21 protein-coding genes are annotated in these 26375 nt (G+C 73.6%); 7 read left to right on the top strand and 14 right to left on the bottom strand.

Annotated elements, in window-relative coordinates; translation table 11 throughout:
- The first annotated feature begins 45 nt into the window (after window positions 1-45).
- Window positions 46-942, top strand: coding sequence for a sporulation protein (locus tag ACFC0Z_RS33035; protein WP_376445906.1), 897 nt, complete (start codon window positions 46-48; stop codon window positions 940-942).
- A gap of 34 nt (window positions 943-976) precedes the next feature.
- Here ACFC0Z_RS33035 and ACFC0Z_RS33030 read toward each other — a convergent pair whose 3' ends face one another.
- Genes ACFC0Z_RS33030 through ACFC0Z_RS33010 form a run of 5 tightly spaced genes read right to left on the bottom strand, consistent with a single transcriptional unit; the run spans window position 977 to window position 8208 of the window.
- Window positions 977-2122 (bottom strand): acyl-CoA dehydrogenase family protein, encoded by a 1146-nt coding sequence (locus ACFC0Z_RS33030; protein WP_376445903.1) that lies wholly within the window; start codon window positions 2120-2122, stop codon window positions 977-979.
- On the bottom strand, window positions 2119-4032 hold the full coding sequence (locus ACFC0Z_RS33025) for a biotin carboxylase N-terminal domain-containing protein (RefSeq protein WP_376445900.1): 1914 nt from the start codon (window positions 4030-4032) through the stop codon (window positions 2119-2121). Before ACFC0Z_RS33025 ends, ACFC0Z_RS33030 begins: the two co-directional genes overlap by 4 nt.
- Window positions 4033-4040: 8 nt before the next feature.
- A complete protein-coding gene (locus ACFC0Z_RS33020) occupies window positions 4041-5639 on the bottom strand; it encodes an acyl-CoA carboxylase subunit beta (protein ID WP_376445897.1) in 1599 nt (532 codons plus the stop codon).
- Entirely contained in the window at window positions 5636-7396 is a 1761-nt protein-coding gene (locus ACFC0Z_RS33015) for an acyclic terpene utilization AtuA family protein (protein WP_376445894.1), read from the bottom strand. Before ACFC0Z_RS33015 ends, ACFC0Z_RS33020 begins: the two co-directional genes overlap by 4 nt.
- Window positions 7393-8208: a TIGR03084 family metal-binding protein gene (locus ACFC0Z_RS33010; protein WP_376445892.1), complete on the bottom strand. Its 816-nt coding sequence runs from the start codon at window positions 8206-8208 to the stop codon at window positions 7393-7395. Before ACFC0Z_RS33010 ends, ACFC0Z_RS33015 begins: the two co-directional genes overlap by 4 nt.
- Before the next feature lie 237 nt (window positions 8209-8445).
- On the opposite strand from ACFC0Z_RS33010, the gene ACFC0Z_RS33005 reads away from it, so the two are divergent.
- On the top strand, window positions 8446-11007 hold the full coding sequence (locus ACFC0Z_RS33005; RefSeq protein WP_376445889.1) for an FtsX-like permease family protein: 2562 nt from the start codon (window positions 8446-8448) through the stop codon (window positions 11005-11007).
- A 6-nt stretch (window positions 11008-11013) separates the two neighbouring features.
- Here the strand turns inward: ACFC0Z_RS33005 and ACFC0Z_RS33000 are convergent, their stop codons facing one another.
- The 3 genes from ACFC0Z_RS33000 to ACFC0Z_RS32990 form a co-directional block, all read right to left on the bottom strand.
- Window positions 11014-11202, bottom strand: coding sequence for a DUF1272 domain-containing protein (locus ACFC0Z_RS33000; protein ID WP_376445886.1), 189 nt, complete (start codon window positions 11200-11202; stop codon window positions 11014-11016).
- A gap of 80 nt (window positions 11203-11282) precedes the next feature.
- Entirely contained in the window at window positions 11283-11663 is a 381-nt protein-coding gene (locus ACFC0Z_RS32995) for a VOC family protein (protein WP_376445883.1), read from the bottom strand.
- A gap of 36 nt (window positions 11664-11699) precedes the next feature.
- Window positions 11700-12638, bottom strand: coding sequence for a DMT family transporter (locus tag ACFC0Z_RS32990; RefSeq protein WP_376446094.1), 939 nt, complete (start codon window positions 12636-12638; stop codon window positions 11700-11702).
- Window positions 12639-12856: 218 nt separating this feature from the next.
- Here ACFC0Z_RS32990 and ACFC0Z_RS32985 point away from each other — a divergent pair, with 218 nt between their 5' ends.
- Window positions 12857-13714, top strand: a complete 858-nt coding sequence (locus ACFC0Z_RS32985) for a LysR family transcriptional regulator (RefSeq protein WP_376445881.1) — start codon at window positions 12857-12859, stop codon at window positions 13712-13714.
- A 54-nt stretch (window positions 13715-13768) separates the two neighbouring features.
- On the opposite strand, the gene ACFC0Z_RS32980 is transcribed toward ACFC0Z_RS32985, so the two are convergent.
- The 3 genes from ACFC0Z_RS32980 to ACFC0Z_RS32970 all read right to left on the bottom strand — a co-directional run bounded on the left by ACFC0Z_RS32980 (window position 13769) and on the right by ACFC0Z_RS32970 (window position 19093).
- Entirely contained in the window at window positions 13769-14362 is a 594-nt protein-coding gene (locus ACFC0Z_RS32980) for a hypothetical protein (protein ID WP_376445878.1), read from the bottom strand.
- 111 nt (window positions 14363-14473) lie between these two features.
- A complete protein-coding gene (locus ACFC0Z_RS32975) occupies window positions 14474-16210 on the bottom strand; it encodes an FG-GAP repeat domain-containing protein (protein ID WP_376445875.1) in 1737 nt (578 codons plus the stop codon).
- Window positions 16211-16315: 105 nt separating this feature from the next.
- Window positions 16316-19093 carry an FAD-binding and (Fe-S)-binding domain-containing protein gene (locus ACFC0Z_RS32970; protein ID WP_376445872.1) on the bottom strand — a complete coding sequence of 926 codons (2778 nt, stop codon included), beginning with the start codon at window positions 19091-19093 and terminating at the stop codon, window positions 16316-16318.
- A 51-nt stretch (window positions 19094-19144) separates the two neighbouring features.
- On the opposite strand from ACFC0Z_RS32970, the gene serC reads away from it, so the two are divergent.
- Window positions 19145-20263: a phosphoserine transaminase gene (serC, locus tag ACFC0Z_RS32965; RefSeq protein WP_376445869.1), complete on the top strand. Its 1119-nt coding sequence runs from the start codon at window positions 19145-19147 to the stop codon at window positions 20261-20263.
- A gap of 67 nt (window positions 20264-20330) precedes the next feature.
- Here serC and ACFC0Z_RS32960 read toward each other — a convergent pair whose 3' ends face one another.
- Complete coding sequence (locus ACFC0Z_RS32960) at window positions 20331-21320, bottom strand: WD40 repeat domain-containing protein (protein ID WP_376445866.1); 990 nt, start codon at window positions 21318-21320, stop codon at window positions 20331-20333.
- Between the two features lie 70 nt (window positions 21321-21390).
- On the opposite strand from ACFC0Z_RS32960, the gene ACFC0Z_RS32955 reads away from it, so the two are divergent.
- Together ACFC0Z_RS32955 and ACFC0Z_RS32950 are read left to right on the top strand one after the other, a co-directional pair.
- The gene (locus ACFC0Z_RS32955) at window positions 21391-22248 is read left to right on the top strand and encodes an alpha/beta fold hydrolase (RefSeq protein ID WP_376445865.1); all 858 of its coding nucleotides are present in this window, start codon (window positions 21391-21393) and stop codon (window positions 22246-22248) included.
- Between the two features lie 59 nt (window positions 22249-22307).
- Window positions 22308-23006, top strand: a complete 699-nt coding sequence (locus ACFC0Z_RS32950) for a GDSL-type esterase/lipase family protein (protein ID WP_376445862.1) — start codon at window positions 22308-22310, stop codon at window positions 23004-23006.
- A 21-nt stretch (window positions 23007-23027) separates the two neighbouring features.
- Here ACFC0Z_RS32950 and ACFC0Z_RS32945 read toward each other — a convergent pair whose 3' ends face one another.
- Complete coding sequence (locus tag ACFC0Z_RS32945) at window positions 23028-23441, bottom strand: carboxymuconolactone decarboxylase family protein (RefSeq protein WP_376445860.1); 414 nt, start codon at window positions 23439-23441, stop codon at window positions 23028-23030.
- Window positions 23442-23472: 31 nt separating this feature from the next.
- On the opposite strand from ACFC0Z_RS32945, the gene ACFC0Z_RS32940 reads away from it, so the two are divergent.
- Entirely contained in the window at window positions 23473-24024 is a 552-nt protein-coding gene (locus ACFC0Z_RS32940; protein ID WP_376445857.1) for a MarR family winged helix-turn-helix transcriptional regulator, read from the top strand.
- A gap of 26 nt (window positions 24025-24050) precedes the next feature.
- On the opposite strand, the gene ACFC0Z_RS32935 is transcribed toward ACFC0Z_RS32940, so the two are convergent.
- A complete protein-coding gene (locus tag ACFC0Z_RS32935) occupies window positions 24051-26336 on the bottom strand; it encodes an FG-GAP repeat domain-containing protein (protein ID WP_376445854.1) in 2286 nt (761 codons plus the stop codon).
- Window positions 26337-26375 lie beyond the last annotated feature (39 nt).

Genomic DNA, 26375 nt, shown 5'->3' with positions numbered 1-26375 from the left:
CCGGACGGCAACCCCTTGATGTCCCCGCCCGATTAGCATCCCGCCATGGTCTTCAAGCGACTGCTCGGCAGTGGAAACAACGGCAGCGGCGGCGGCAAGGCGGTCGTCGGCATACCCCTGGAGGTCGACACCGTCCTCCCGGACGGGCCCGTGCGCCCCGGGGAGATCCTGCGGGGCGAGGTCGTCCTGCGCGCGCTCGACCGCGACGTCCGGATCCGGCGGGTCAACGCGCGGCTCGTCGCCAACGCGGCTGCCGCCCCCGTCGACAAGAGCACGAGCGCGGACATCGACACCAGCGCGGGTGACACCCTCGCCCACTTCGAGGTGACGAGCCACTTCACCATCCCCAGGGGTGAGGAGCGCCGGGTGCCGCTCCGGTACCGGCTGAAGTGGCAGACCCCCGTCTCCGAGGTCCGCGGGGCGCCGCTGGCGGGCGTGCGGCTCGGGCTCTTCACGGAGGTCGACGCCGACAACGCCTCCGACCGCACGGACAGCGACCCCGTACGGATCGAGGCCACGGCCCTGCACGAGACCCTCCTCGACGCCTTCGCCGCCGCCGGATACGCCTGCCGTGGCGCATGGGTCGCCCCCGAGTACATCCCGCGCACGGAGCGGCAGATCCTCTACTGCCGACAGGGCTTCCACCTCGCCGCCCCCACGGCCGCAGGAGCCGCCGGCTCCGACCTGGAGCTCTACCTGCACTCCAACGCGGTCGGCGCCGAGATCTACCTGCGGAAGGCCGCCCTCGCGGAGAAGGACTGGTGGAAGAAGCCCCCGGCCCTCCGGCGCGTCGCCGCCCACCACGAGATCGGCCACGTGGACTTCGAGGCGAAGGCCCGGGAGTGGATCGACGCGCTCGCCGAGCTGCCGGAGACCGCCGTCGACGACGGCGAGCACGTCTACTACGACCTCGACATCCCACGGTGGTGGCAGGACAGCTGAGCAGGTCGCCGGGTGGGGGTCACCGGACTCGGACTCAGTACGACTTCGGCAGCCCCAGCGTCGTGTGCGACACGAAGTTGAGGATCATCTCCCGGCTGACCGGCGCGATCCGCGCCACCCGCGCCGCCGTCACCAGCCGGGCGAGGCCGAACTCCTTGGTGAGGCCGTTGCCGCCGAGGGTGTGGACGGCGGTGTCCACCGCCCGTACGCACGCCTCGGCCGCCGCGTACTTCGCCATGTTCGCCGCCTCGCCCGCGCCCATGTCGTCGCCCGCGTCGTAGAGGTGCGCGGCCTTCGCCATCATCAGGCGGGCGAGTTCGAGCTCGATGTGGGCCTGGGCGAGGGGGTGCGCGATGGCCTGGTGGGCGCCGATGGGCGCCTTCCAGACCTGGCGCTCCTTCGCGTACGTCACGGCCCGCGCGAGCGCGTACCGGCCCATGCCGATCGCGAACGCGGCCGTCATGATCCGCTCCGGGTTGAGGCCCGCGAAGAGCTGGAGCAGCCCCGCGTCCTCGTCGCCGACGAGCGCGTCCGCCGGAAGGTGCACGTCGTCGAGGGTCAGCTCGAACTGCTTCTCGTTCGCGTCGAGTTCCATCTCGATGTGCCGGCGTCCGAAGCCGGGAGCGTCGCGCGGGACGATGAAGAGACAGGGCTTCAGGCTGCCCGTCCGGGCGTCCGACGTCCGGCCCACGATCAGGGTCGCGTCCGCGATGTCGACGCCCGAGACGAAGACCTTCCGGCCGCTCAGCACCCAGCCGTCCTCGGTGCGGGTCGCGGTCGTCGTGATCCGGTGCGAGTTCGACCCCGCGTCGGGCTCGGTGATGCCGAACGCCATCGTCTTCGAGCCGTCCGCGAGCCCCGGCAGCCACGCGCGCTTCTGCTCCTCCGTGCCGAAGCGGGCGATGACCGTGCCGCAGATCGCCGGCGAGACGACCATCATGAGGAGCGGCGCCCCGGCGGCTCCGGCCTCCTCCAGGACGACGGACAGCTCGGCCATGCCGCCGCCCCCGCCGCCGTACTCCTCGGGCAGGTTCACCCCGAGGTAGCCGAGCTTCCCGGCCTCCGCCCACAGGGCGGCCCGGTCGAAGCCGGGGCCGTGGCGGTGACCGAGGGCGGAGACGGCGGAGCGGAGTGCGGTCAGTTCCTCGGAATCGACGAGAGTGCTCGCGAGAGTGCTCATTCGGGGTCTTCCTCCGTTGCTTCGGTCGGTACGTCGGTCTGTACGACGGCGAGCAGGGCACCGACCTCGACCTGGTGGCCGGGGGCGGCGTGGAGCGCGGTGAGCGTGCCGGAGGCGGGAGCGGTGACGCGGTGCTCCATCTTCATGGCCTCCAGCCAGAGCAGGGGCTGTCCGGCGGTGACCCGGTCGCCGACGGCGAGGCCGTCCGCGACCCGGACGACGGTGCCGGGCATGGGGGCGAGCAGGGAGCCGGGTTCCCGCTGGGCTGCGGCGGGGTCGGGGAAGCGGGGGCGGGCCGTGAGGCGGTGGCCGCCCGCGTGGACCGTGTCCCCGTAGGCGGCGATCTCGAAGTGCCGTACGACTCCGGCCACTTCCAGGCTCACGGCGGTCGGCCCCGCCTTCACCACCCGTACGCCCTCCGGGGACGTGACCTCGTACCCGCCGTCCCGCGTCGGCCGGTAGCGGACCGTGTGGTCGCCGTACGTCCGGGTCTCGTCCTGCGAGCGGAGGTTGCGCCACCCGCCGCCGAACCGGCCCGCGCGGGAGGAGGCGAGGGCGAGGGCGGCGGCCACGGCCGCGTGCTCCCCGCCCGGCGCGAGGGCCGTCAGCGCGGCGAGGTTCCGGTCGTAGAAGCCGGTGTCGAGGCCGTCGGCGGCGTCCGCGTACTCGGGGTGGCGGAGGGAGGCGACGAGGAGGCCGCGGTTGGTCACCGGGCCGTGGACCACCGCCCGCTCCACGGCGTGAACGAGCTTGCGGAGGGCCGCCTCCCGGGTCCCGGCGTGGACGATCAGCTTGGCGAGCATCGGGTCGTAGTGGACGCCGATCGTGTCCCCCGACACGTATCCCGTGTCGACCCTGACGCCGTCCGGCACCTCGAAGCGGTGCAGGACGCCCGTCTGCGGCGCCCACTCCCGCGCCGGGTCCTCCGCGTAGAGGCGGGCCTCGATCGCGTGCCCCCGGGGCGCCGGGGGTTCCGCCGGGAGTCCGCGCCCCTCGGCCACCGCGATCTGGAGGGCGACGAGGTCGACCCCGTACACCTCCTCCGTCACCGGGTGTTCCACCTGGAGGCGGGTGTTCATCTCCAGGAAGTGCGCCCGGCCGTCCTTCACGAGGAACTCGACCGTGCCCGCGCCGACGTACCCGACGGCCTTCGCCGCCGCCGTCGCCCGCTCGTACAGCTCGTCGACGAGCCCGGCGGGCAGGCCGGGCGCCGGGGCCTCCTCGATCACCTTCTGGTGGCGGCGCTGGAGCGAGCAGTCGCGGGTGCCGAGCGCCCAGACCGTGCCGTGGGTGTCGGCGAGGAGCTGGACCTCGACGTGGCGGCCGTTCTCGACGTACGGCTCGACGAAGACCTCGCCGTCCCCGAAGGCGCTCGCCGCCTCGGCCGATGCCCTCTCCAACTCACCTTCCAAAGCGGCCAGTTCACGCACCACGCGCATGCCGCGCCCGCCGCCGCCCGCCGCCGCCTTCACGAGCACCGGCAGGTCGGCCTCCGTCACGTCCTCCGGACGCAGGGGCGCGATCCCGAGGAGTTCCTTCGCCCGGGTCTTCGAGGCCATCGCCTCGATCGCCTCCGGCGGCGGCCCGATCCAGACCAGGCCGGCGGCGAGGACCTCCCGGGCGAAGCCGGCGTTCTCGGAGAGGAAGCCGTAGCCGGGGTGGACGGCGTCCGCGCCCGCCGCGAGCGCGGCCGCCACGACGAGGTCGCCGCGGAGGTACGTCTCCGAGGGCGCGGCCCCCGGCAGCCGTACCGCCGCGTCCGCCTCCCGTACGTGCAGGGCGTCGGCGTCCGCGTCGGAGTACACGGCGACGGTGGAGATGCCGAGGTCACGGCAGGTGCGGAAGACGCGGCAGGCGATCTCGCCGCGGTTCGCGACGAGGACGGTCGCCAATTGCAGGGACTGGGGCATCTGGGGCCTCACATTCGGAAGACGCCGAAGCCGCCGCGCGCGCCCTCGACCGGTGCCGTGTGGATCGCGGAGAGGCAGAGCCCGAGGACCGTCCGCGTGTCGCGGGGGTCGATGACCCCGTCGTCGTACAGCCGCCCCGACAGGAACATCGGCAGGGACTCGGACTCGATCTGCGCCTCGACGAACGCGCGGAGCCCGGCGTCGGCCTCCTCGTCGTACGGCTGCCCCTTGGAGGCGGCGGAGGCCCGCGCCACGATCGAGAGCACGCCCGCAAGCTGCTGCGGGCCCATGACGGCGGACTTCGCGCTCGGCCAGGCGAAGAGGAAGCGCGGGTCGTACGCCCGGCCGCACATGCCGTAGTGCCCGGCCCCGTACGAGGCGCCCATGAGGACCGAGAGGTGCGGGACCTTCGAGTTCGCCACCGCGTTGATCATCATGGCGCCGTGCTTGATGATCCCGCCCTGCTCGTACTCCTTGCCGACCATGTAGCCGGTGGTGTTGTGGAGGAAGAGGAGCGGGATGTCGCGCTGGTTGGCGAGCTGGATGAACTGGGCGGCCTTCTGCGACTCGGCGGAGAAGAGCACGCCCTGCGCGTTGGCGAGGATGCCGACGGGATAGCCGTGGATCCGGGCCCAGCCGGTCGTCAGGGAGGTCCCGTAGAGGGGCTTGAACGCGTCGAAGTCGGAGCCGTCGACGATCCGGGCGATGACCTCGCGCGGGTCGAACGGGGTCTTCAGGTCGCCGGGGACGATCCCGAGGAGCTCGTCCCCGTCGTACTTCGGGGGTTCGGCGGGCGCCGGGTCCGCCTGCGCCTTGCGGTGGTTGAGGCGGGCGACGATCCGGCGTGCCTGGTGGATCGCGTCCGTCTCGTCGACGGCGTAGTGGTCCGCGAGACCGGACGTCCGGGCGTGCATCTCGGCGCCGCCGAGGGACTCGTCGTCGCTCTCCTCGCCCGTCGCCATCTTCACGAGCGGCGGACCGCCGAGGAAGACCTTCGACCGTTCCCTGATCATCACGGCGTGGTCGGACATGCCGGGGACGTACGCGCCTCCGGCCGTCGAGTTGCCGAAGACGACCGCGATCGTCGGGATGCCGGCGGCGGAGAGCCGGGTGAGGTCGCGGAAGAGCGCGCCGCCCGGGATGAAGATCTCCTTCTGGGAGGGCAGGTCGGCGCCGCCGGACTCGACGAGCGAGATGACCGGGAGGCGGTTGGCGAACGCGATCTCGTTGGCGCGCAGGGCCTTCTTCAGCGTCCACGGGTTGGAGGCGCCGCCGCGCACGGTCGGGTCGTTCGCCGTGATCAGGCACTCGACGCCCTCGACGGTCCCGATGCCGGTCACCAGGGAGGCCCCCACGGTGTAGTCGCTGCCCCAGGCGGCGAGCGGGGACAGCTCAAGGAACGGCGAGTCGGGGTCGAGGAGCAGCTCGATCCGCTCGCGGGCGAGGAGCTTGCCGCGCGACCGGTGGCGGGCCGTGTACTTCTCGCCGCCGCCCGCGAGGGCCTTGGCGTGCTCGGCGTCGAGGGCGGCGAGCTTGTCGAGCATGGCGGCGCGGTGGGACTGGTAGTCGGGTCCGCCGGTGTCGAGGGCGGAGGCGAGGACGGTCATCGGGTTTCCTCCAGAAGGTCCGCCGGTACGTCTGCGTGGCGGGAGCGGAGCCATTCGCCGAGGGCCTTGGCCTGGGGGTCGAAGCGGGCCTGGGAGGCGACGCCCTCGCCGAGGATCCCGGCGACGGTGAAGTTGAGGGCGCGAAGGTTCGGCAGGACATGCCGGGTGACCGGCAAGTCGGCCGTCTCCGGCAGGAGTTCGCGGAAGCGGTCGACGGTGAGGGCGTGGACGAGCCACCGCCACTCCTCCTCCGTGCGCACCCACACGCCGACGTTGGCGTCCCCGCCCTTGTCGCCGCTGCGGGCGCCGGCGATCCGCCCGAGGGGCGCCCTCCGGACGGGGCCGGGCGGGAGCGCCGGCGGGAGCTCCGGGTCGGGTACGGGTTCCAGGGCCTGGGTCCGCGCCGGTACGGGGATGTCGTGGCGGGTCCCGTCGGGGAGCACCGCCGTGTGCGGAACGTCCGCCGCCGGGACGGCGGAGGTGGTGAAGACCCCGTAGGGGGCGCCCCTGCCCGGCGGGGCGGTGACGTGGAAGCCGGGGTAGCTCGCGAGGGCGAGCTCGATCGCCGCCCCCGTCAGGGTGCGGCCGACCTTCTCGGGGTCGGGGTCGCGGACGACGAGCCGCAGCAGGGCGCTCGCCGTCTCCTCGGTCGGGGCGTCCTCGCGGTCCGTACGGGCGAGCTCCCACCGGACCTCGGCGGGCGGGTTCTCGGACAGGGCGTCGGCGAGCTGGTCCCGGACGAGCGCGGCCTTGGCCTCGATGTCGAGGCCGGTGAGGACGAAGACGACCTCGTTGCGGAAGCCGCCGAGGCGGCAGGACCCGGCCTTGAGCGTGGGCGGCGGGGCCTCGCCGCGCACCCCGTCGATCCTGACCCGGTCGGGGCCCTCCTGGGTGAGGCGTACGGAGTCGAGGCGGGCGGTCACGTCGGGGCCGGGGTAGCGGGCGCCGGCCGTCTCGTACAGGAGCTGGGCCGTGACCGTACCGACGTCGACGACGCCGCCCGTGCCGGGGTGCTTGGTGATGACGGCGCTGCCGTCGGCGTGGAGCTCGGCGAGCGGGAAACCGGGGCGGCGGAGGACGGCCGGATCGTGGTCGCGGTCGCGGTCGCGGTCGCGGTCGCGGTCGCGGTCGCGGAGGATCTCCCGGAAGAAGGCGTAGTTGCCGCCGGTGGCCTGGGTGCCGCACTCCAGGACGTGCCCGGCGACGACCGCGCCCGCGAGCCGGTCGTACTCCTCGGGGCCCCAGCCGAAGTGCCACTGCGCGGGGCCGGTGACCAGGGCGGCGTCGGTGACGCGGCCGGTGACGACGACGTCGGCTCCGGCGGCGAGACAGGCGGCGATCCCGCCGCCGCCGAGGTAGGCGTTCGAGGTCAACTCGCCATCTCTGGGCGGGAGTCGGTCGCCTTCGACGTGCGCGACACGGGTCGGGAGGCCGAGCTTCCCCGCGAGCGCACGGAGGGCGTCGGCGAGGCCCGCCGGGTTGAGGCCGCCCGCGTTGGCGACGATCCGGACCCCGCGCTCGTGGGCGAGGCCGAGGCCGTCCTCCATCTGGCGGAGGAAGGTCTTCGCGTACCCGGCGTCGCCCGAGGGGGCCTTGAGGAGGTCGCGGCCGAGGATGAGGAGGGTGAGTTCGGCGAGGTAGTCGCCGGTGAGGACGTCGAGTTCGCCACCGGTGAGCATCTCGCGGACCGCGTCGAAGCGGTCGCCGTAGAAGCCGGAGGCGTTGCCTATGCGGAGGGGCGTACGAGGGGCGGTCACCGTGCCCCCTGGGGGTCGCGGCCGCCGCCCGCCGGGCCCGCGAAGGCCTGGGCGATGGTCAGCCAGTGCTCGGCGTCGGGGCCGTGGGCGACGAGGGCGGTGTCGGCGCGGTGGACGCGCTGGGCGACGAGGAGGCAGAAGTCGAGGGCGGGCCCGGTGACCTTCTGGGGCGCGTCCTCGGGGCCGTACGCCCACAACTTCCCGTCGATGCCGTCCAGTTCGATCCGGAAGGGGGCGGCGGGCGCGGGGAGCCCCCGGACGAGATAGGCGTAGTCGCGGGCCCGGGCGCCGATCCAGGCCACGTGCCGGAGCCGGGCGGTGGGGACGCGGGTGACGCCGAGGGCGTCGGCGACGTCCTGGGCGTGCGCCCAGGTCTCCATGAGCCGGGCGGTCGCCATCGCGGAGACGCTCATCGGCGGCCCGTACCAGGGGAAGCGCGCCCCGGCCGGGGCCGCCCGCAGGACGTCCTGGAGGCGCTCGCGGCCGATGCGCCAGGCGGCGAGGAGCTCGACGGGCGGCAGCTTCGCGCCTTCCTCGGCGCCTTCGTCGACGAACCGGTCGGGGGCGGCCATGGCCTTCTCGACCTCGGCGACGAAGGCCTCGGGGTCGGTGGCGGCGAGGAGGGCGGCGCGGTCGGTCCAGGCGAGGTGGGCGATCTGGTGGGCGACCGTCCAGCCGGGGGCGGGGGTGGGCAAGGCCCAGTCGCCGTCCCCCAACTCGCCGACCAAGCGGTCGAGTTCCTCGCCCTCCTCGCACAGATCGTCGAGCAGATCATCGAGCAGGTCGTCGGTCACGGCGGCGGGATCGGACACGTGCGCTCCCCTTGGAAACCCTCGGAAACCCTCGGCGTGACCGGAGCATGGCAGCGATCCAGAAAACAATCAAGCATGCTTGCTTTGATTGGCGCCTTCCCGCCCCCGCCAGGCACCTCGGGGTACGCGTCATACCTCAGAGGTACGGGAACCGTCCCCGACGGCCGACTCCGGGACGACCCCGAATCGTGCCTCGTGGGGCCGATTCCGGCCCCGGTCCGCTCCTAGCGTGGAGGCATGTCGTCACTCCCCGCCTTCGCCCTCAAGGACTTCCGGTCCCAGCTGCGCCAGCTGGTCCTCACCGGCGCCGCCGTCGCCGTCGGCGTCGCCTTCCTCGTCCTGTCCGTCGGCGGCGCGGGAGCGCTCGTCCAGTCGTACGAGCAGTCCGCCGCCGCCGACGTCGGCGCGGCCCCCGTCCAGGTGATCTCCCCCGACACGGGCGAGCTCCCGGCGGGCGCGGCCGGGAAGGCCGCCCGGGTCCCCGGGGTCGTCGAGGTGGGCGAGCGGCTCGTCGGCCGCGCCAACGTCCTGCTGCCCTCCGGGCGGCCCCTCGACGACCGGGCCCTCGTCACCTCCGTCGCCGCGGACCCGGCCCTGCGCTGGCAGCGGCTCGACAGCGGTCAGTGGCCCGTGGCCGGCCGGGGCGAGGCCGTCGTCGACACCGACACCGCCCGGCGGCTCGGCGCGAAGCCCGGCGACACCATCCGGCTGACGAAGGCGGCCGGCGGCACCGCCACCGTCCGCCTCACCGGCCTCCTCGACACCTCCGCGTCGCAACTCCTCGGCGCGCAGCCGGCGATCGGCGTCCCGTACGGGGAGACCCGTACGTACGCCAAAGGAGTCCGCGCCACGCACCTCGACCTGAACCTGAGGCCCGGCACCGAGGCCCTGGCCACGGCGAAGGCCGCCAAGAAGGCGATCGGCGGCAAGGTCGCCGCGTACACCCACGCGGGCGCGGTCGAGAACGCGAAGGCCGACGCCAAGATGATGTACGCCGTCGTCCTCACCGCCGCGCTCTCCTTCGTCCTCATCGCCATGGCCGTCGCCCGCATGGTCGTGACCAACACCTTCTCCGTCGTGCTCGCCCAACGCGCCCGCCAGCTCGCCCTGCTGCGCTGCGTCGGCGCCGACCGCGAACAGGTCCGCAAGATCATCCGCGTCCAGGGTCTGCTCCTCGGCCTGCTCGCCTCCGCGAGCGGACTCGCCGTCGGCGCGGGCGCCTGCCTCCTCGGCACCGCGCTCCTCAACGGTCTCGGCGGCCTCGGCCCCATCGAGGTCACGCTCCTCCCGAGCCGCCTCACCTTCATCCTGGCCGGGATCTTCGGCGTCCTCCTCACCCTGTGGGCCGTCCGCAAGCCCGCGCGGGCCGCCGCGGCCGTCCCGCCGGTCGCCGCGCTCTCCGCGAGCGGCGCGGCGAAGCTCCCCGAGCCCGGCAGCCGGGCCGTCCGCGAGGCCGTCTCGGTACTGTTCCTCGTCGCGGGCGGCGCGCTGCTCGCGGCCGGCGCGGCCGGCGGCTCGCCGATGTCGCTGCTCGCCGTGACCGCCGGCTCGATCCTCACGTTCTTCGGCGTCCTGCGGTACGCCCGCTACCTGCTGCCGCCGCTCGTCGGCCTCTTCGGGCCGCTGCTCCGGCGCCCCTTCGGCACCCCCGGCAAGCTCGCCGTCCAGCAGCTGCGCGCCAACGCGGCCCGCACCGGGGCCGCCGCCTCCGCGATGCTCGTCGGCGTGACGGTCGCCGTCTCCGCCGTCACCGCGATCGGCGTCACCAGCGGCGGCCTGGAGTCGATGCTCGCGAACCGGATGCCGGGCGCGTTCACCCTGGTCGGCGAGCGGGGCACCGCACCGGCGGGCACCGCACTGGCGGGCACGATCCCGGCGGGCACGATCCCGGCCGACGCGGTCGAGGCCCTGCGCGCCCGCCCGGAACTGGCCGTCACCCCGGTGCGTACGGCCACCCTCACCGTCGACGGCGAGAAGACCGTCATCGCGACCGCCGACCCGGCGACGCTGAACGCGACGGCGGAGGGAGTGCCGGAGGCGCGGGCACTGAAGGACGGGGAGGCACTGACCCTGACGGGCGGGCGCCCCCTGACCGTCAAGGGCCCGGGGAACACCCCCACCCTCACCCTCACGTCCCACCAGTCCGCCCTGGCCATCGGCCTCCACCCCACCGCGACCGTCTACGTCACCCCGGCCACCTTCGACCGCCTGGCCCCGCGCGCGGCGGCCACGAACGGCGCGACCGGCGTCGTCCTCAACCCGTCCCCCGGCACCGACCACACCACCGCCCGCGCCGCCCTCGACCAAGCCCTCGTCGACCACCCCGAACTGCGGGTCTCCGACACCGCCTCCGACGCGCGCGTCATCCGGGGCACGATGGACCGCCTGATGCTCGTGGTGACCGTGCTGCTCGGCTTCTCGATGGCGATCGCCGCGCTCGGCGTCGCCGCCACCCTGATGCTCACCGTCGAGGAACGCACCCGGGAGTTCGGGATGCTCCGCGCGGTCGGCCTCGCGGGCGAACAGCTGCGCCGGATGCTCACCCTGGAGTCCGTCCTCCTGGCCCTCTCGGGCGCCCTCGCGGGCACCCTCCTCGGGCTCGTGTACGGCACGCTGGCCGCACGCTCGGTCCTGACGAAGGTGTCGGCCTGGGAGATCCTCACCGCCTCGGGCGGTACGGCCCTGACGATCGCCGGCATCCTCGCCGCCACCGTCCTCACCGGCATCGCGGCCTCCCGCCTGCCGGCCCGCCGCGTACGGCGGATGGCCGTGGTGGACGCGCTCCAGGCGACGACGTAGAGGGGGCTAGGCAGTGACGACACCCCGACGCGGCCGCGCCACGAGCTCGCCCCCGCAGTTGGGACAGACGTGGTGCATCGCGTCGGCACAGGGCACGCAGAAGGTGCACTCGTAGGTACAGATCCGGGCGGGGCCGTCCACGGTCAGGACGGCGGTCTCACAACGTTCGCAGAGGTCACGCATTTCCAGAGCCATGCCCTCATCCTCGGCCCCGCCCCCGCACCCCCGAAACAGGCCGGATGCCAAAGATCATCAGGATCGGGCCACGAACGGGTTCACCGATGCCGGACCAGGCAGAACGGGTGGCCGGCCGGGTCCGCGTACACCCGCCAGCTTCGCTTTCCGTCGCCCTCGTCGAGGACGGTCGCGCCGAGGGCGAGGACGTCGGTCTGGGCCGTGTCCAGGTCCCTTACCTCGAAGTCCAGGTGGAACTGCTGGGGGCGCTCCGGGTCCGGCCAGGTCGGCGGGCGGTGGTCGGCGACGGCCTGGAAGCAGAGGACGAGGCCGCCGGGGGTGTGCAGCGTGGACCAGGCGTCGCCGAGGGACCAGCGGGGGTCGGGCCGGTCGACCTCGCCGCCGAGCACGGAGGCGTAGAACCCGGCGAGCGCGCGCGGGGCGGGGCAGTCGAGGACGAGGCACTGGAGTTCGGCGATCATGGCCGCATCCTAGGGACCGGCCGGCCTGCGAACGCCCTACGGCTGCCGCGCCCGCCGGGACTGCATCCGTACCGCGCCCATGCTCGCCCCGATGACCAGCGCGATCGCGAGCGCGTCGGTGGCCGAGAGGGCCTGGTGGAGGACGAGGAAGCCGGCGCCCGCCGCGATGGCCGGTTCCAGGCTCATGAGGATCGCGAAGGTCGGCGCGGGCAGGCGGCGCAGGGCGAGGAGTTCCAGGGTGTACGGCAGGACGGAGGACATCAGCGCCACCCCGAGGCCGAGCAGGACCGTGGACGGTACGAGGAGCTTGTCGCCGGCCTCCGCGATGCCGAGCGGCAGGCTGAGCACCGCGCCGAAGGCCATCGCGAGCGCGAGCCCGTCGGCCTGCGGGAAGCGGCGGCCCGTGCGCGCGCTGAAGACGATGTACGCGGCCCACATGGCGCCCGCCGCGAGCGCGAAGGCCGCGCCGAGCGGGTCGAGCCGGTCGAAGCCGCCGCCGCTGAGCAGGGCGACCCCGCAGAGCGCGAGCCCGGCCCAGAGGAGGTTCGCGAACCGGCGGGAGGCCACGACGGAGAGGACGAGCGGGCCGAGGACCTCCAGGGTCACGGCGGCGCCCAGCGGGATCCGGTCGACGGCCTGGTAGAAGAGGATGTTCATCCCGGCCATGGCGGCGCCGAAGGCGAGGACCGTGCCCCAGTCGGCGCGGCTGTAGCCGCGGACCTTGGGCCGGCAGACGGCGAGCAGCACGAGGGCGGCGAGCACGAGCCGGAGGGTGACGACGCCGAGCGCGCCGGCGCGGGGCATGAGGAGGACGGCGACGGCCGATCCGAACTGGACGGAGAGCCCGCCGGCGACGACGAGCGCGACGGGCCCGAGGAGCCCGCCGTTCTTGAGGCGCCCGCCGTTCCGGAGGCGCGCGGCGACCCCGGCGACCCCGGAGGTCGCCGGGGCGGCGGCCGGAGCCCCGGGCTCCACCGCCCCTGCCACTGCCACCGAGGCAACGGACGGCCTCTCCTTGACCGGGCTTCCCACCGGTGACCCCACTCTCCGCACACGCCCACTAGAGCAACAAACCGTACTGCAAGTACAACACACTGCACCTAGGGAAGAATTCCGCCAGGCTGCCCTTCCACGCTACGAGCCACCGCGCGGCGCCGGAAATGCCGACTTAGCTGCGGTTATGCTCCAAACGCATGAGCATCGAGCTACGTCACCTCCGCTGCTTTCTCGCCATCGCCGAAGAACCCAGCCTGACCAGGGCGGCAGCCCGGCTCCACCTCACCCAGCCCGCCGTCTCCCGCACGCTCGCCGCCCTCGAACAGCACCTCGGCGCGCGGCTCGTCGACCGCACCACCCACCACCTCGCCCTCACCGCCGAGGGCCGCGCGTTCCGCGACCGGGCCGCCGCCGCGCTCGCCGCCTTCGACGACGCCGTCGACCCGGCCCGCCTCCGCCACCGCCCCCTCCGCCTGGGGCACGCCTGGTCGGCCTTCGGCCCGTACACGACCCCGCTGCTCCGGCGCTGGCAGCGCCTGCACCCCGAGACCCCGCTCGAACTCCTCCGGATCGACGACCGCACGGCGGGACTCGCGCGCGGCGACGTCGACGCGGCCCTCCTCCGGGGCACGGTCGACGCGCCCGGGCTCGTCACGGAGGAGCTCGCCACGGAGGACCGGGTCGCGGCGCTCCCCGCCGACAGCCCGCTCGCCGAGCGGCCCGGCCTGACGCTCGCGGAACTGACCGCCGAGACGGTCGTCCTCAACACCGTCTCCGGCACGACCACCCTCGCGCTGTGGCCCGTCACCGCCCGCCCGGCGGCGACGCTGACCGTCGCCAACACCGACGACTGGCTGACGGCGATCGCGGCCGGCCGGGGCATCGGCGTCTCCTCGGCCTCGACCGCCGCGCTCCACCCCCACCCCGGCGTCGCCTACCGCCCCCTGCCCGACGCACCCCCGCTCCCGGTCGTCCTCGCCTGGCGCGACGCCTTCGCCCACCCGGCGACGGAGGCGCTGGTGGCCATGGCCCGGGAGATCGTCAGCGGGGGCTGAACACCGCCCCCGCCGGCCCTGCTGGTCCTACCGGTCCTACCGGTCCTACCGGTCCTACGGGCGCGCGGAGGCGCAGCGCTGCTGCTCGGCGGTGGTCATCGGACCGGTGCGCTGGTAGATCCGGTCGGAGAGACCGGCCGCCGGACCCTCGAAGGTCCCGGTGAGCCGCTGCTCGCGGCCGTTCTCGTCACGGACGAGGAAGGACGCGGTGCCCTTCTCGGTGACCCCCTGGACCTCGACCCAGGACACCTCCCCGACCTCGACGCGCTCCGCGACATCGCGGTAGTCGTACTTGGTCCAGGTGAAGGACGTGGGCGTACGGCCCGAGGCGGCGGGCTCGACGGCGGCGAAGTCCGCCTGGCCCGCGGTGGCGTACTGGAGCGAGCGGGTCCGCGTGACGGCGTTGCGGGTGCAGTTCACGAACACCTCGCCCTCCACACGCGCCCGCCCGTAGGTCTTCTTGCTGTCCTGCACGGTCGTCTCGACCGTGCAGGCCCAGCTGCCCTCGGCGTCGTGACAGGTGCCGTCGACCCCGACGACGGCCCGGGTGTCGGCGGGCCGCTGGACGGCGGCGGGAACGGGAGCGGCGGAGACCAGGGCGAGGACGGCTCCGGCGGCGGCGACGGCCGCGGTCGTAAGAGTGCGCATGCCCGGCCCAACGGCCCGGGGGCCCGGTCCCGTCACGGGAACGGCGCCGGGATCACCTCAACGGCGGAGGCGGTCCCGGCGCCGCAGCGGTCCGGTCGGAGGCGACTGGCGTCAGAACAGGCGGTTGTACGTGTTCCAGCCTCCGCCGACGCGGGTCGGCGAGGTGAACGGTGCGGTCGCGACGCCCGTGCCCTTGTACAGCCACAGGACGCCGGAGCGGTCGCGGGCCACGATGTCGGCCTTGGCGTTGTCGGTGAGGTCGCCGGTGACGACGATCTGGTCGTACGCGCCCCAGCTGCCGCCGACCCTCGTGCGGGTGGTGGTGTACGGGGCGGTGCCGCTGCCCGTGCCCTTGTACAGCCACAGCGCGCCGGTCTTCTCGCGCGCGAGGAGGTCGGGGCGGCCGTCGCCGGTGAGGTCGGCGCCGCCGGCCAGCTGGTTGTACGCGCCCCAGCCGCCGCTGATCCGCACGGGCGCCTTGAAGCGGGCCGAGCCGAAGCTTCCGGTGCCCTTGTAGAGCCAGAGGACTCCGGCCTTGTCCCGGGCGATCAGGTCCACGTACCCGTTGCGGTCCACGTCTCCGGCGCCGTCGATCCGGTCGTAGACGTTCCAGCCGCCGCCGACCCTGACGCGGGGCGCGTAGGGCTTGCCGCGGACGAGCTGGCGGTCGTGGTACCAGAGGGCGCCGGACGCGTCACGGCCGACGACGTCGCCGAGGCCGCGGGTGGCGGCGGACGGCTTCACGTCCGAGGCGTACCAGGGGCCCTGCCGGTAGGGGGAGAGCGAGGTGACGGCGGTGTAGGTCCCCCAGCCGGTGCCGACGGCGGCCGGGCTCCGGAAGAGCGGGGCGGCCTTCCTCGTACCGTCGTACTGCCACAGGCGACCGTCGGCGCCACGGGCGTGGAGGCCGTGCCAGGGCTTGACGGCCAGGCCCTGGGCGGTGAACGCGGCGCTCACCTGGCGGACGTTCGCCTCGTAGGGGGTGGGGGTGTTGGGGTAGAGGTCGTACGAGCTCAGGGCCTGGAACTTCTGGGCGTACTGGCCCGGAGCGCTGGTGAGTTCGTAGCTGATGACGTGATCGCCGGGGGCGAGTTCGCACAGCAGGTTGGCTCCGGCTCCCCAGGTGAGCTGAGCATCGGGCGTCCTACACGTGGCTCCGGCGTCCGGGATCGGCTTGCCGAGACGCACGTCGATCACGTTCGGGCCACGCAGCTGTCCCTCGGCGAGGCGGAACGACAGGGCGAGCTTGCCCGCGTCCACGGCGTGGACCCGGAGCCGCTGGCGGACCGTGCCCGCCTTCGGAACGGACGGCAGATCGAAGGCCACCTTGTTGAGGGCGGCGGACGCGGCCGACTTCACCACGACCTTGCCCGTGCCTCGATGTCCCGCCGCCGGGAGGGCGGCCGCGCTGCGGGCCTCCTTCACGGCGGCGGCGATGTCGCCGCTCCGCGTGTGCGCGAAGCCCCAGTACAGGGTGGTGTCCGTGGCGTCCTTCGGGACGAGGGCGTCGGGTACGGCGACAAACGGCCAGCCGCAGACGAACACACCGGTGTACCCGGCAGCCAGGGTGCAGCTGTTGGCTTGGGGGGTGTATCCCTTAGGGAGTCCCGCGCCCGCCCCCGCCGGGTCCGTCATCGGCTTCGTACCGACCGCGACGACGATCTTCCCCCCGGCACCCGAGCCCGATTCGACGATCGGGTAGAAGCGCGGCACGCCGCCCGGCCCCGTCACCCCGTCGTACCCCACGAGCCGCAGCTCGTCGGCCGCCGTGGCGGGTCCGGCCCCCGCCGTCACGCCGGCGGCGGCGAGCAGTGCCGCCATTCCGGCCATCGCCGTGGCACGGCCCATGTTTCGCAGTCTCAAGAGTCGTTCCCCCCGGAACAAGAACGTGCGGCAAGGGGTCCCACCCCGTGGCCGCGGATCGGCGCATCGTCGGCCATCCTGCGCCCGGAGTCAAGATCCGGACTGTCCGGTTCCCCTGTCCAGCCCTTCTGCCAGCAGTTCCGCAAGGTGACGGGCCCGGTAGTCGGTCAGGTCGCCGATCTGCGTCCGGCACGAGAAGCCGTCCGCCAGTACCTCCGCCGTCGGGTCCGCCGCCCGGAGCGCCGGCAGGAGGCGGTCTTCCGCGCAGGTCACCGAGACCTCGTAGTGGCCGGGCTCGAAGCCGAAGTTGCCCGCCAGGCCGCAGCAGCCGCCCGCCAGGGCGCCCGTCAGGCCCGCGCGTTCGCGGAGGCGGCGGTCGGGGGTGTCGCCAAGGACCGCGTGCTGGTGGCAGTGGGTCTGGCCGGTGACCTCGCGGTCCAGGCGGGGCGGGCGCCAGTCGGGGGCCAGGTTCTCCAGGGCCTCCGCGAAGGTGACGACGCGACCGGCCAGGCGTTCGGCGCGGGGGTCGTCGGGGAGGAGTTCCGGCAGGTCCGTGCGGAGGGCCGCCGCGCAGGAGGGTTCCAGGACGATCACCGGGTCCTCCGAGGGGCCCAGTACGTCCAGTGTGCGGCGCATGACCCGGCGGGCCGCCGCCAGCCTTCCCGTCGACACGTACGTCAGCCCGCAGCACACCCGGCCCTCCGGCAGCCGCACCCCCACCCCCGCGTCCTCCAGGACCCGTACCGCCGCCCTCCCCACCTCCGGTGCCAGGTGGTTCGTGAACGTGTCCGGCCACAGGGTCGCCCGTGTGGGGCGGAACGAGCTCCGGTCCTCGAACCAGGACGTGAAGGTCCGGCCCGCCACCCTCGGCAGCTCCCGCTCCGGCGTCACCCCCGCCAGCCGCGCGCCCAGGCCGAACGGCAGCCGCGCCGCCGCGTTCACGCCCCTCCCGAACAGCGCCAGCCAGCGCGGCAGGCCGCCCATCGACCAGTGGGAGCGCGGGCGGCGCCAGAAGCCGGACGGGCCCGCGTAGTGGCGGTCGAGGAACTCCGCCTTGTACGCGGCCATGTCGACGCCCACCGGGCAGTCGCTCCGGCACCCCTTGCACGACAGGCACAGGTCGAGGGCCTCCCGGACCTCCTCCGACCGCCAGCCGTCCGTGACGACCTCGCCGATCGCCATCTCGTGCAGCAGCCGCGCCCGCCCCCGCGTGGAGTGCTTCTCCTCACCCGTCGCCCGGTAGGACGGGCACATGACCCCCGGAGTCGGCCCCGTCATACGGCATTTCGCCACGCCGACGCAGCGCGCCGCCTCCCTCCCCACTCCCACCAGCGGCAGCCCCTCGAACCGCAGCCCCTCGTCCAGGCGCCTCGGCCGCACCAGCATCCCCGGGTTCAGGCCCCCGTCCGGGTCCCAGACGTCCTTCACCGCGCCGAACAGGGCGACGAGCTCGTCCCCGTACATCCTCGGGAGCAGCTCGGCCCGCGCCTGCCCGTCGCCGTGTTCGCCGGAGAGCGAGCCGCCGTGGGCGACGACGAGGTCCGCCACCGCCTCCGAGAAGCGGCGGAAGTCCCGTACCCCCTTCCCCGTCCACAGGTCGAAGTCGATGCGCACGTGCACGCAGCCGTCGCCGAAGTGCCCGTACGGGGTTCCCCTGAGGCCGAATTCGGCCAGGAGCGCGCGGAACTCGCGCAGGTACGCGCCGAGGCGGGCCGGCGGCACCGCGCAGTCCTCCCAGCCGGGCCAGGCCTCCGTCCCGTCCGGCATGCGGGTCGCCGTGCCCGCCGCGTCCTCCCGGATCCGCCAGAGCGCCCGCTGTCCGGCCGGGTCCTTCACCACGACCGCGTCGAGCGCGTCCGCCGCCCTCACCAGGGCCGCGGCCGCTCCCGCGCCGTCGACCTCCACGAACAGCCAGGCGCCGCCACGAGGAAGCCCCTCCCCGCCCCGACGCACCAGGTCCGCCGCCATCCCCTCCACCGTCAGCGGCCCGTACGGCAGCAGGCCGGCCGCCGCGTCCGCCGCCGCGCTCTCGTCGGCGTACCCGAGGACGACGAGCACCGGTTCCGCCGGCAGCGGCACGAGTCGGACCGTCGCCTCCGTGACCACCCCGAGCGTGCCCTCGCTGCCGCAGAAGGAGCGGGCCACGTCGACGCCCCGCTCGGGGAGCAGCGCGTCCAGCGCGTACCCGGAGATCCGGCGGGGCAGCCCGGCCGGGTAGCCGGTCCTCAGCACCCCCAGGTTGCGGTGGACCAGGTCGAGGAGGCCGGGCGGGGCGCCCTGCCCGTCCCTCCCCAGCGTCAACCTCTCGCCCTGGTAGCTCACCACGTCGAGGGAGCGCACGTTGTCCGCCGTGGTCCCCCACGCGACCGAGTGCGCCCCGCACGCGTTGTTGCCGATCATCCCGCCGAGGGTGCAGCGGCCGTGGGTGGACGGGTCGGGGCCGAAGGTCAGCCCGTACGGGCGCGCCGCCTCCCGCAACCGGTCGAGGACCAGCCCCGGGCGGACCACCGCCGTCCGCGCCTCCGGGTCCAGGGAGACGATCCCGGCCATGTGCCGTGTGAGGTCGAGCACGACGCCGGTGCCCGTCGCCTGCCCTCCGATGGACGTCCCGCCGCCCCGCGCGACCACCGGCACCGTGCCGTGCGCGCGGCACACGGCCAGCACCGCCGCGACGTCGTCCGCGTCGCGCGGCGCGACCGTACCGACGGGCACACGGCGGTAGTTGGACGCGTCCATCGTCGTCAGGGCCCGCGCCGCGACGGAGAAATCGACCTCCCCGCGGACGGATTTCCGCAGCTCGGAGGCGAGGTGCGCGGCCGTTCTCTCGTCTGTTACCACAACGTCAGGATGGCTCAGATCTTGTCTCATCGTGCGGACATCCGGCGACCGGCCCCTCCCCGACCCGCTACTCTCCGCCTCGTGGCTGAGATCCGGATTCCCGCTGACATCAAGCCCGCCGACGGCCGTTTCGGCGCGGGCCCCTCCAAGGTGCGTACGGAGGCGCTGGACGCCCTGGCCGCGACCGGCACTTCCCTCCTCGGCACGTCCCACCGCCAGGCTCCGGTGAAGAACCTGGTCGGCGAGGTACGTGCCGGCATCTCCGACCTGTTCTCCCTGCCCGAGGGTTACGAGGTGATCCTGGGCAACGGCGGCTCCACCGCCTTCTGGGACGTCGCGACCCACGGTCTGATCGAGAACAAGTCGCAGCACCTCACCTTCGGCGAGTTCTCCTCCAAGTTCGCGAAGGCCGCCAAGCTGGCTCCCTGGCTTGCCGAGCCGACCGTGATCTCCTCCGACCCGGGCACGCACCCGGAGCCGGTGGCCGAGGCGGGCGTCGACGTCTACGCGTACACGCACAACGAGACCTCGACCGGTGTCGCCGCCCCGCTGAAGCGGGTCGCGGGCGCCGACGAGGGCGCGCTCGTCCTGGTCGACGCGACCTCCGGCGCCGGCGGTCTGCCCGTCGACATCGCCGAGACCGACGTCTACTACTTCGCCCCGCAGAAGTCCTTCGCCGCCGAGGGCGGCCTGTGGCTCGCGGCGTTCTCCCCGGCCGCGATCGAGCGCGCGAACAGCATCCACGCGTCCGGCCGGCACATCCCCGAGTTCTTCTCGCTGCCGACGGCGATCGACAACTCGCTGAAGAACCAGACGTACAACACCCCCGCGCTGTCGACCCTCTTCCTGCTCAACGAGCAGCTGAAGTGGATCAACGGCCAGGGCGGTCTCGACTGGGCCGTGGCCCGGACGAAGGAGTCCTCGGACGCGCTGTACGGCTGGGCCGAGGAGTCCAAGTACGCCTCCCCGTTCGTGACGGACGCGGCGAAGCGCTCGCAGGTCATCGGCACGATCGACTTCTCCGACGACGTCGACGCGGCGGCGGTCGCCAAGGTGCTGCGCGCCAACGGCATCGTCGACACCGAGCCGTACCGCAAGCTCGGCCGCAACCAGCTGCGCATCGCGATGTTCCCGGCGATCGACCCGGCGGACGTCCGCGCGCTGACGGCGTGCATCGACTACGTCATCGGCCAGCTCTGACCGAGGACTTACGGCTGTACGAAGGGCCCGGCACCGGTCTTCACCGGTGCCGGGCCCTTCTCTTCGCTCACCTGCGCCGCATCAGCCGCTTCGCGCCGAAGACGAGCACCGTCGCGCCCGCCAGGACCAGGAAGCCCTTCGTCGCGCTGCCGGTCTGCTCCTCGTCCTGCGCCCCGCTCGCCTCGGGGGAGCCCGTCGACGGCGGCTTGGAGCCGCCGGACTCCCCTCCCCCGCCGCCCTGCCGGTCCACGCGCACCACCGGGCTCTCCTTGCCCTCCGTGCCGAACATGAACGCCGAGCCGTCCGTCGTGTACGTCACCGACTCCGCCTGCGCCTGGAAGGGGGCGCCCGGCGAGACGCCGTCGCCCTCGATGCGGCCGTCCTTCCAGTCGTACTCGCGGGCGCTGAAGTAGGAGCGCAGGACGAGCTTTCCGCCGTCGGGCGAGAAGGCGCCGTCGGTGACCCAGGGGACCTCGCCGATCGCCTTGAAGGTGTTGGTGCCGGAGGCGGAGAGCTTCTCGGGGCCGGCGTAGAGCTTGCCGCCGCCCTCCCGCTTGCTCGCGATGTAGACCCGGCCGGTCTTCGGATGGACCATCAGGGCCTCGGCGTTGCGCGCCCCGTCGGCGTACTTCACGACGTACTGCGTGGCCTTGACCTTCTGGTCCTCGAGGGTCTTCGGCTCGGGGAAGCGGTAGATCCACACGTGGTCCCAGGAGCCGTCGAGGTTGTCGCCGATGTCGCCGACGTAGATGTCGCCGTCGGGGCCGACGGAGATGGCCTCCATGTCCCTCGGGGTGCCGACCCCGGTCATGGTGAGGGTCGCGACGGTCTCTCCCGTACGGGAGTCGACCCCGTAGATCAGGGGTGCGTCCTGGTCGTTGTGCGTCCAGTAGATCCCGGGGTGGGCCCGGCTCGCGGCGAGGCCGCTGGACTCGGTGATCCGCGGGTCCTTGATCGTGAAGTCCCGGTCGGGTTCCTGCCCTTCGGCATGGGCATGGCCGGCGGGGAGCAGGGCCAGGACCGCGGCCGCGCCGAGGGCGCACAGAGCAGTTCGCATGCCCCCAAGCCTGCCACGGGCCCCGGAAACACGCTTGACCTGCACAGGAGCCACTGCCATGGTCGCGATCATGCCTACCTTCACCTCGCCGGACGGCACCCTTCTCGCCTACCACGTGCAGGGCTCCTTCCCCGGTTCCGGCCCCGTCCTCCTCTGCCTCCCCGGCGGACCCATGCAGGACTCGGCGTACCTCGGGGACCTGGGCGGGCTCACGGCCTTCCGGGCGGTGATCCGGCTCGACCTGCGGGGCACGGGCGCCTCGGCGGTGCCGGAGGACCCGTCCTCGTACCGCTGCGACCGGCTCGTCGAGGACGTGGAGGCGCTCCGCGTCCACCTCGGGCTCGACACGGTCGACGTCCTCGGGCACTCGGCGGGCGCGAACCTGGCCGCGCTCTACACGGCCGCGCACCCGGAGCGGGTGCGGCGGCTCGTCCTCGCGACCCCCGGCACGGCGGCCGTCGGCATCGAGACGAGCGGCGAGGAGCGGCTCGCGGCGGCGCGGCAGCCCTGGCGCGAGGACGAGCCGTGGTTCCCGGAGGCGTACGCGGCCCTTGAGGAGCTGGCGGCCGGGCGCGGCGGGCCGGAGACCTTCAAGGCGGTGGCGCCCTTCTTCCACGGGACGTGGGACGAGGCCGCGCGGCGGCGGAACGCGGACATGGTGACGCAGCGGAACGGCGAGGCGGCCGGGGTGTACGGCTCCGAGGGCGCGTTCGCGCCGGAGGCGACGCGGGCCGCGTTCGCGGAGTTCGGGCGCCCGGTGCTCGTCGTCGCGGGCGAGGGCGACGCGAACACGCCCGTACCGACGGCGACGGCGTACGCGGAACTGTTCCCCGCGTCGACGCTCGCGGCCCTCGACGGGGCCGGGCACTTCCCGTGGCACGACGACGCGAAGTGGTTCGCGAGGACGGTGGACGCCTTCCTCGCGTGACCCGTCTGGTGTCGGGGATCACGTATCAGCGCGTCGCGACGGTCCGGGATGATGTGACCATGCGTTTTCTGTTCGTCGGCGACAGCATGACCATCGGACGCGTCGGCGACTGGACCTGGCGCTACCGGATGTGGCGGCACCTTGAGGCCACGCTGCCCGGCGGGTACGAGATCGTCGGCCCGCGCACCGGGCTGTACGACCCGACCGCCCCCGACGAACCCTCCGGCGTCGAGGCCTACGCCGCCCCCGACTTCCCCGCCCCGGCCCGCCGCCACCTGGCCGGCTGGGGCGAGGGCTGGCTCCACATGGCGCCGGTCATCGGGGAGACGGTCGCGGAGACCGGCGCGGACGTCCTCCTCATCTCCCTCGGCCTGATCGACCTCGGCTTCTACACGAACAGCGACCAGACGGAGGAGAACGTCCGCGCGTTCGTCGCGGCCGCCCGCGCCGCGAACCCGCGCGTCCGGGCCGTCCTCCTCCCGGTCATCCCGAACGTCCGCGCCGAGTACGACGCCCCCTTCGCCGCCGAGTGCGCCCGCTTCAACGAGCTCCTCGCGAAGGCGGTCGCCGACCTCGACACCCCGTCCTCGCCGCTGCTGCTGGCGACGGTCCCGGAGTCGTACGAGCTCCACACGGACACGTACGACGGGACGCACCCGGGCGTGACGGGCGAACACAAACTCGCGTCCGCCTTCGCGACGGCGATGCACCAGGCATGGGGGCTGGGCGGCCCCTACCTCCCCCGAGACGCCCTTTAGCTTCGGTCACGTTAGCTTCGGTCACGCCGCCCGGGTGAGGCGGTTCGCGAAGGTGGAGAGGGTGTACGTGCCGACGCCGAGGACCACTTCAAGGGCGTTGCGCCGGGTGTAGCCGGCCTTGGCGAAGTCGGCGAGGTCCTCGTCGCTCACCGCGCCGGACGCGGCGAGCACGCGGAGCGTGAACGCCCTTACGGCGGCGAGCCGTTCGGGGTCGGGGGCGGGACCGAGGGCGGCCATCTTGCCCTCGTGCATGTCGACACAGAGGTGACACTGGCTGCGCTCGGCGACGGTCAGGATGACCGTCTCGCGGGAGTGCGGGTCGAGGGTGGTCGACTCGAAGATCGCGCTGAGCTTGAGGAAACCGTCGAGGGTCTCGGGCGACTCCTTGAGGAGCGCGACGGCGGCGGCGGTGCGGGCGGAGAGGTTTCCGGACACGGTGGGCCCCCAGAGGCGTAGAATCGACAACATGGTTGACCATGTCGATGGAGAAAACGTAAACCAGGTTGTCGATCTGGGCAAGGGGATTCCCTTGGCAGCGCCGGAAACGACCGCCGACGGCCCCGGGTTCGAGCTCCCCCTGCTCCTCTTCGGCGGCTTCCGCACCCTCATCGACCGGCTCCACGCCCGGCTCGCCGCCGAGGGCCACCCCGACATGCGCCCCGCCCACGGCTTCGCCATGCAGGCCATCGGCACCGACGGCGCCACCGCAAGCGACATCGGCCGCCGCCTCGGCGTCTCCAAGCAGGCCGCCGGCAAGACCGTCGACCGGCTCCTCGCCGTCGGCTACGCGGAGCGCGCCGACGACCCCGCCGACGCCCGCCGCAAACTCGTCCGCCTCACCCCGCGCGGGTACGACGCCCTCGCCCGCTCCGCCGCGATCTTCGACGACCTGCGGGCGGAGTGGGTCGAGGCCCTCGGCGCGGAGCGCGTACGGGACATGGAGGCGTCCCTGCGGCACGTCGTCCCCGCGGAGACGGCGTTCCGCCTGGACGCCACCAGCTGGCTCGGCGCGCCTTAGAGCGCTCCGGAACCCCTCATCACCCCTTAGAACGCCTGGTTGTAGACGATCCCCGAGGCGTCCTTGCCGGCACCGGCCTCCGTCACCGACCGCACCTTGAACGGGGCCTTCCAGTTGCCCGTACCGGCGTAGAAGTACGCCTCGCCCGTCTTCGTCCGCGCGTACAGGTCGGGACGGCCGTCCTTGTCGGCGTCGTCGATGCCGACGAGGTCGGCGTACGCGTTCCAGCCGCCGCCGATCCGCGTCCTCGGCGCGAACGTGCCGTCACCCTTGCCCAGGTGCAGCCACAGCACGCCGTCCTTGTCGCGCCCGACGACGTCACCGGCCGCCGCGCCCCCGACGTTCCCGACCGCCACCACGTCCTGGTAGACGCCCCAGCCGTGACCGATCTTCTTCCGCGCCGCGAACGGAGCCGCCGCGACGCCCGTGCCCTTGAACAGGTACAGGTCACCGAGCTTGTCGACCGCGACCAGGTCGGCCCGCTTGTCGCCCGTCAGGTCGCTGCCCGCCGCGAAGCGGGTGTAGCCGGCCCAGCCGGCGCTGATCTTCACGCGGGCGGAGGAGTATCCACCGTGGTTGTCCTTGTGCAGCCACAGGACACCGGACTTGTCGCGGGCGATGACGTCGGGGACGCTCTGGCCCGCGATGTTGCCCGCGACCTCGACGCGGTCGTACTCGTTCCAGTCCCTCCACCAGATCGCCCCCTTGCGCTTCTCGACGCGGACGAGCCGCCGGCTCGCGTCGTCCCAGCGCGTGTCGAACGCGTCGACGGCCCCGTTGGCGCGGCGCGCCAGGATGTCCGGCGAGCCGTTGTCGCGGTCGCTGAAGTCGTGCGTCTGCGGGGTGCGCTTCACCTCGACGAGCCGGGTGACCGTCACGGCCGGCATCCCGTTCCAGGGCCTGGCCGTCACCGTCACCTCGTACGTACCGGCGGGCGCGGCGGCCCGAGGACGGTCGTCGCCCCAGATCTCCCCCGCCCAGTCGAAGCCGAGCGAGCCGTCGGCGTACACGCCGGTGCCCGTCGTCCGCGGACGCACGACCTGCGTGAAGCCGATCGTCCTGAAGTCCCAGGTGCTGCCCTTCCTGACGGCAGAAATGGCGAGGTCGGCCCTGGTCGTGGAGAACTTCCAGCTCAGCCGCGTCTTCGCCACGCCGTCGAGCCTGAGCGTGGCCGGGACCGACGTGCCCACGTAGCTCAGCGGCGTGGTGGGAGCCGGCGGCTGCCCCGTGGCGGCGATCAGCTCGGCGGCCGGCTTCCCGTCCGCCCCGACCGCGAGCCGGTACACGCCGGTCCCCCGGTCGGCCGTCGTCCCCAGCGCCAGCACCGTGCCGTCGGCCGACCGCTGGACGCTCTCGGCGTACGCGAGCAGCGAGACCGGCGCGCCGCCCGCCGGGCGGACGGCCTGGAGCCCGCCCTTGGGCCCGGCGGCTCCGTACGACAGGATCCAGTCGCCCAGCAGGCCGCCGTCGGGCGCCGTCGTCCCGTTCGCCAGCGGCACGCGCGTCACCACGGCCGAACCGCGCGGGACCGAGGCGAAGACGCTCCTCGCGGCCGCGCCCGTCCCGGTCCGCTCCACCCAGACGACACGGTCCCCGGTGATCGAGACACCGGACACCGAGACGTCGGCGGGCACGCGGTAGGCCTGGCTGACGCGGGCGCCCGCGAGGTCGACGACCATCACGTCCTTCGCGCTCCGGTCGCCGGTGCGCCGGACCACGGCGGCGGCGCCCCTCACGCTGTCGGCGACGGAGAAGTAGTTGAAGAGGTCGTAGCTCCCGTCGGCCGCCCGGTCGACCGGCACGCCCGTCACCTTCCGGCGGCCCACGGTCTCGGCGACGACGACGAGCTTGTCACCGGCCACCGCGAGCGCGATACGGTCCGCCACGGCCAGCGCGTCGGAGCCGAAGCCGCCGATCGTGACGGGAGCCCCGCCGCCCGGCGCCATGGAGTACAGCGTGGCCGACGCGGTGCCGTACCGGTCCTCCGCCGGCGCCCAGCTCTTGAGGTCCACCACGACGTCCGAGGCCGAACCCCGGACGTCGGCCCCCCGGGTGGCGACGACCTTCTTCGAGACGCCGTCCGTGTACCGGGTCCACCACGAGAAACCGTCGGCGTCCCGCGTCAGGAAGCCCGACTTCCCCGCACCCAGCACCTGACCACCGGACGCCAGGAACGGCACGGCGGCCGGCGCGGCTGTCACCGCGGCCGACGCGGCCACGGCGGACGGCCCGGCCGCCAACGGCGCGACGGTCAGCGCGGCGACGACCGCCACCGCGACCGCGACCTGACGACGAGAAACAGCAGTAAGCATGTGAGGTTCCCCCCTCGTAAAGCGATGCATACGAGGGGG

The sequence above is a fragment of the Streptomyces sp. NPDC056144 genome (assembly GCF_042264145.1).
GTDB lineage: Bacteria > Actinomycetota > Actinomycetes > Streptomycetales > Streptomycetaceae > Streptomyces.
Note: the sequence above shows the minus strand (reverse complement) of the source record. Positions and strands in the feature narration are given on the sequence as shown.

What these genes read in the sequence shown, in the direction of transcription:
- ACFC0Z_RS32980 (WP_376445878.1), bottom strand. Translation starts at nt 14,362, where the DNA reads ATGCGCACTCTTACGACCGCGGCCGTCGCCGCCGCCGGAGCCGTCCTC.
- ACFC0Z_RS32975 (WP_376445875.1), bottom strand. Translation starts at nt 16,210, where the DNA reads ATGGGCCGTGCCACGGCGATGGCCGGAATGGCGGCACTGCTCGCCGCC.
- ACFC0Z_RS33025 (WP_376445900.1), bottom strand. Translation starts at nt 4,032, where the DNA reads ATGCCCCAGTCCCTGCAATTGGCGACCGTCCTCGTCGCGAACCGCGGC.
- ACFC0Z_RS33035 (WP_376445906.1), top strand. Translation starts at nt 46, where the DNA reads ATGGTCTTCAAGCGACTGCTCGGCAGTGGAAACAACGGCAGCGGCGGC.
- ACFC0Z_RS32985 (WP_376445881.1), top strand. Translation starts at nt 12,857, where the DNA reads ATGAGCATCGAGCTACGTCACCTCCGCTGCTTTCTCGCCATCGCCGAA.
- ACFC0Z_RS32970 (WP_376445872.1), bottom strand. Translation starts at nt 19,093, where the DNA reads ATGAGACAAGATCTGAGCCATCCTGACGTTGTGGTAACAGACGAGAGA.
- ACFC0Z_RS32940 (WP_376445857.1), top strand. Translation starts at nt 23,473, where the DNA reads ATGGTTGACCATGTCGATGGAGAAAACGTAAACCAGGTTGTCGATCTG.
- ACFC0Z_RS32960 (WP_376445866.1), bottom strand. Translation starts at nt 21,320, where the DNA reads ATGCGAACTGCTCTGTGCGCCCTCGGCGCGGCCGCGGTCCTGGCCCTG.
- ACFC0Z_RS33000 (WP_376445886.1), bottom strand. Translation starts at nt 11,202, where the DNA reads ATGGCTCTGGAAATGCGTGACCTCTGCGAACGTTGTGAGACCGCCGTC.
- ACFC0Z_RS32950 (WP_376445862.1), top strand. Translation starts at nt 22,308, where the DNA reads ATGCGTTTTCTGTTCGTCGGCGACAGCATGACCATCGGACGCGTCGGC.
- ACFC0Z_RS33030 (WP_376445903.1), bottom strand. Translation starts at nt 2,122, where the DNA reads ATGAGCACTCTCGCGAGCACTCTCGTCGATTCCGAGGAACTGACCGCA.
- ACFC0Z_RS32935 (WP_376445854.1), bottom strand. Translation starts at nt 26,336, where the DNA reads ATGCTTACTGCTGTTTCTCGTCGTCAGGTCGCGGTCGCGGTGGCGGTC.
- ACFC0Z_RS33020 (WP_376445897.1), bottom strand. Translation starts at nt 5,639, where the DNA reads ATGACCGTCCTCGCCTCCGCCCTCGACACCGGCGGACCCGACTACCAG.
- ACFC0Z_RS33005 (WP_376445889.1), top strand. Translation starts at nt 8,446, where the DNA reads ATGTCGTCACTCCCCGCCTTCGCCCTCAAGGACTTCCGGTCCCAGCTG.
- ACFC0Z_RS32955 (WP_376445865.1), top strand. Translation starts at nt 21,391, where the DNA reads ATGCCTACCTTCACCTCGCCGGACGGCACCCTTCTCGCCTACCACGTG.
- ACFC0Z_RS32995 (WP_376445883.1), bottom strand. Translation starts at nt 11,663, where the DNA reads ATGATCGCCGAACTCCAGTGCCTCGTCCTCGACTGCCCCGCCCCGCGC.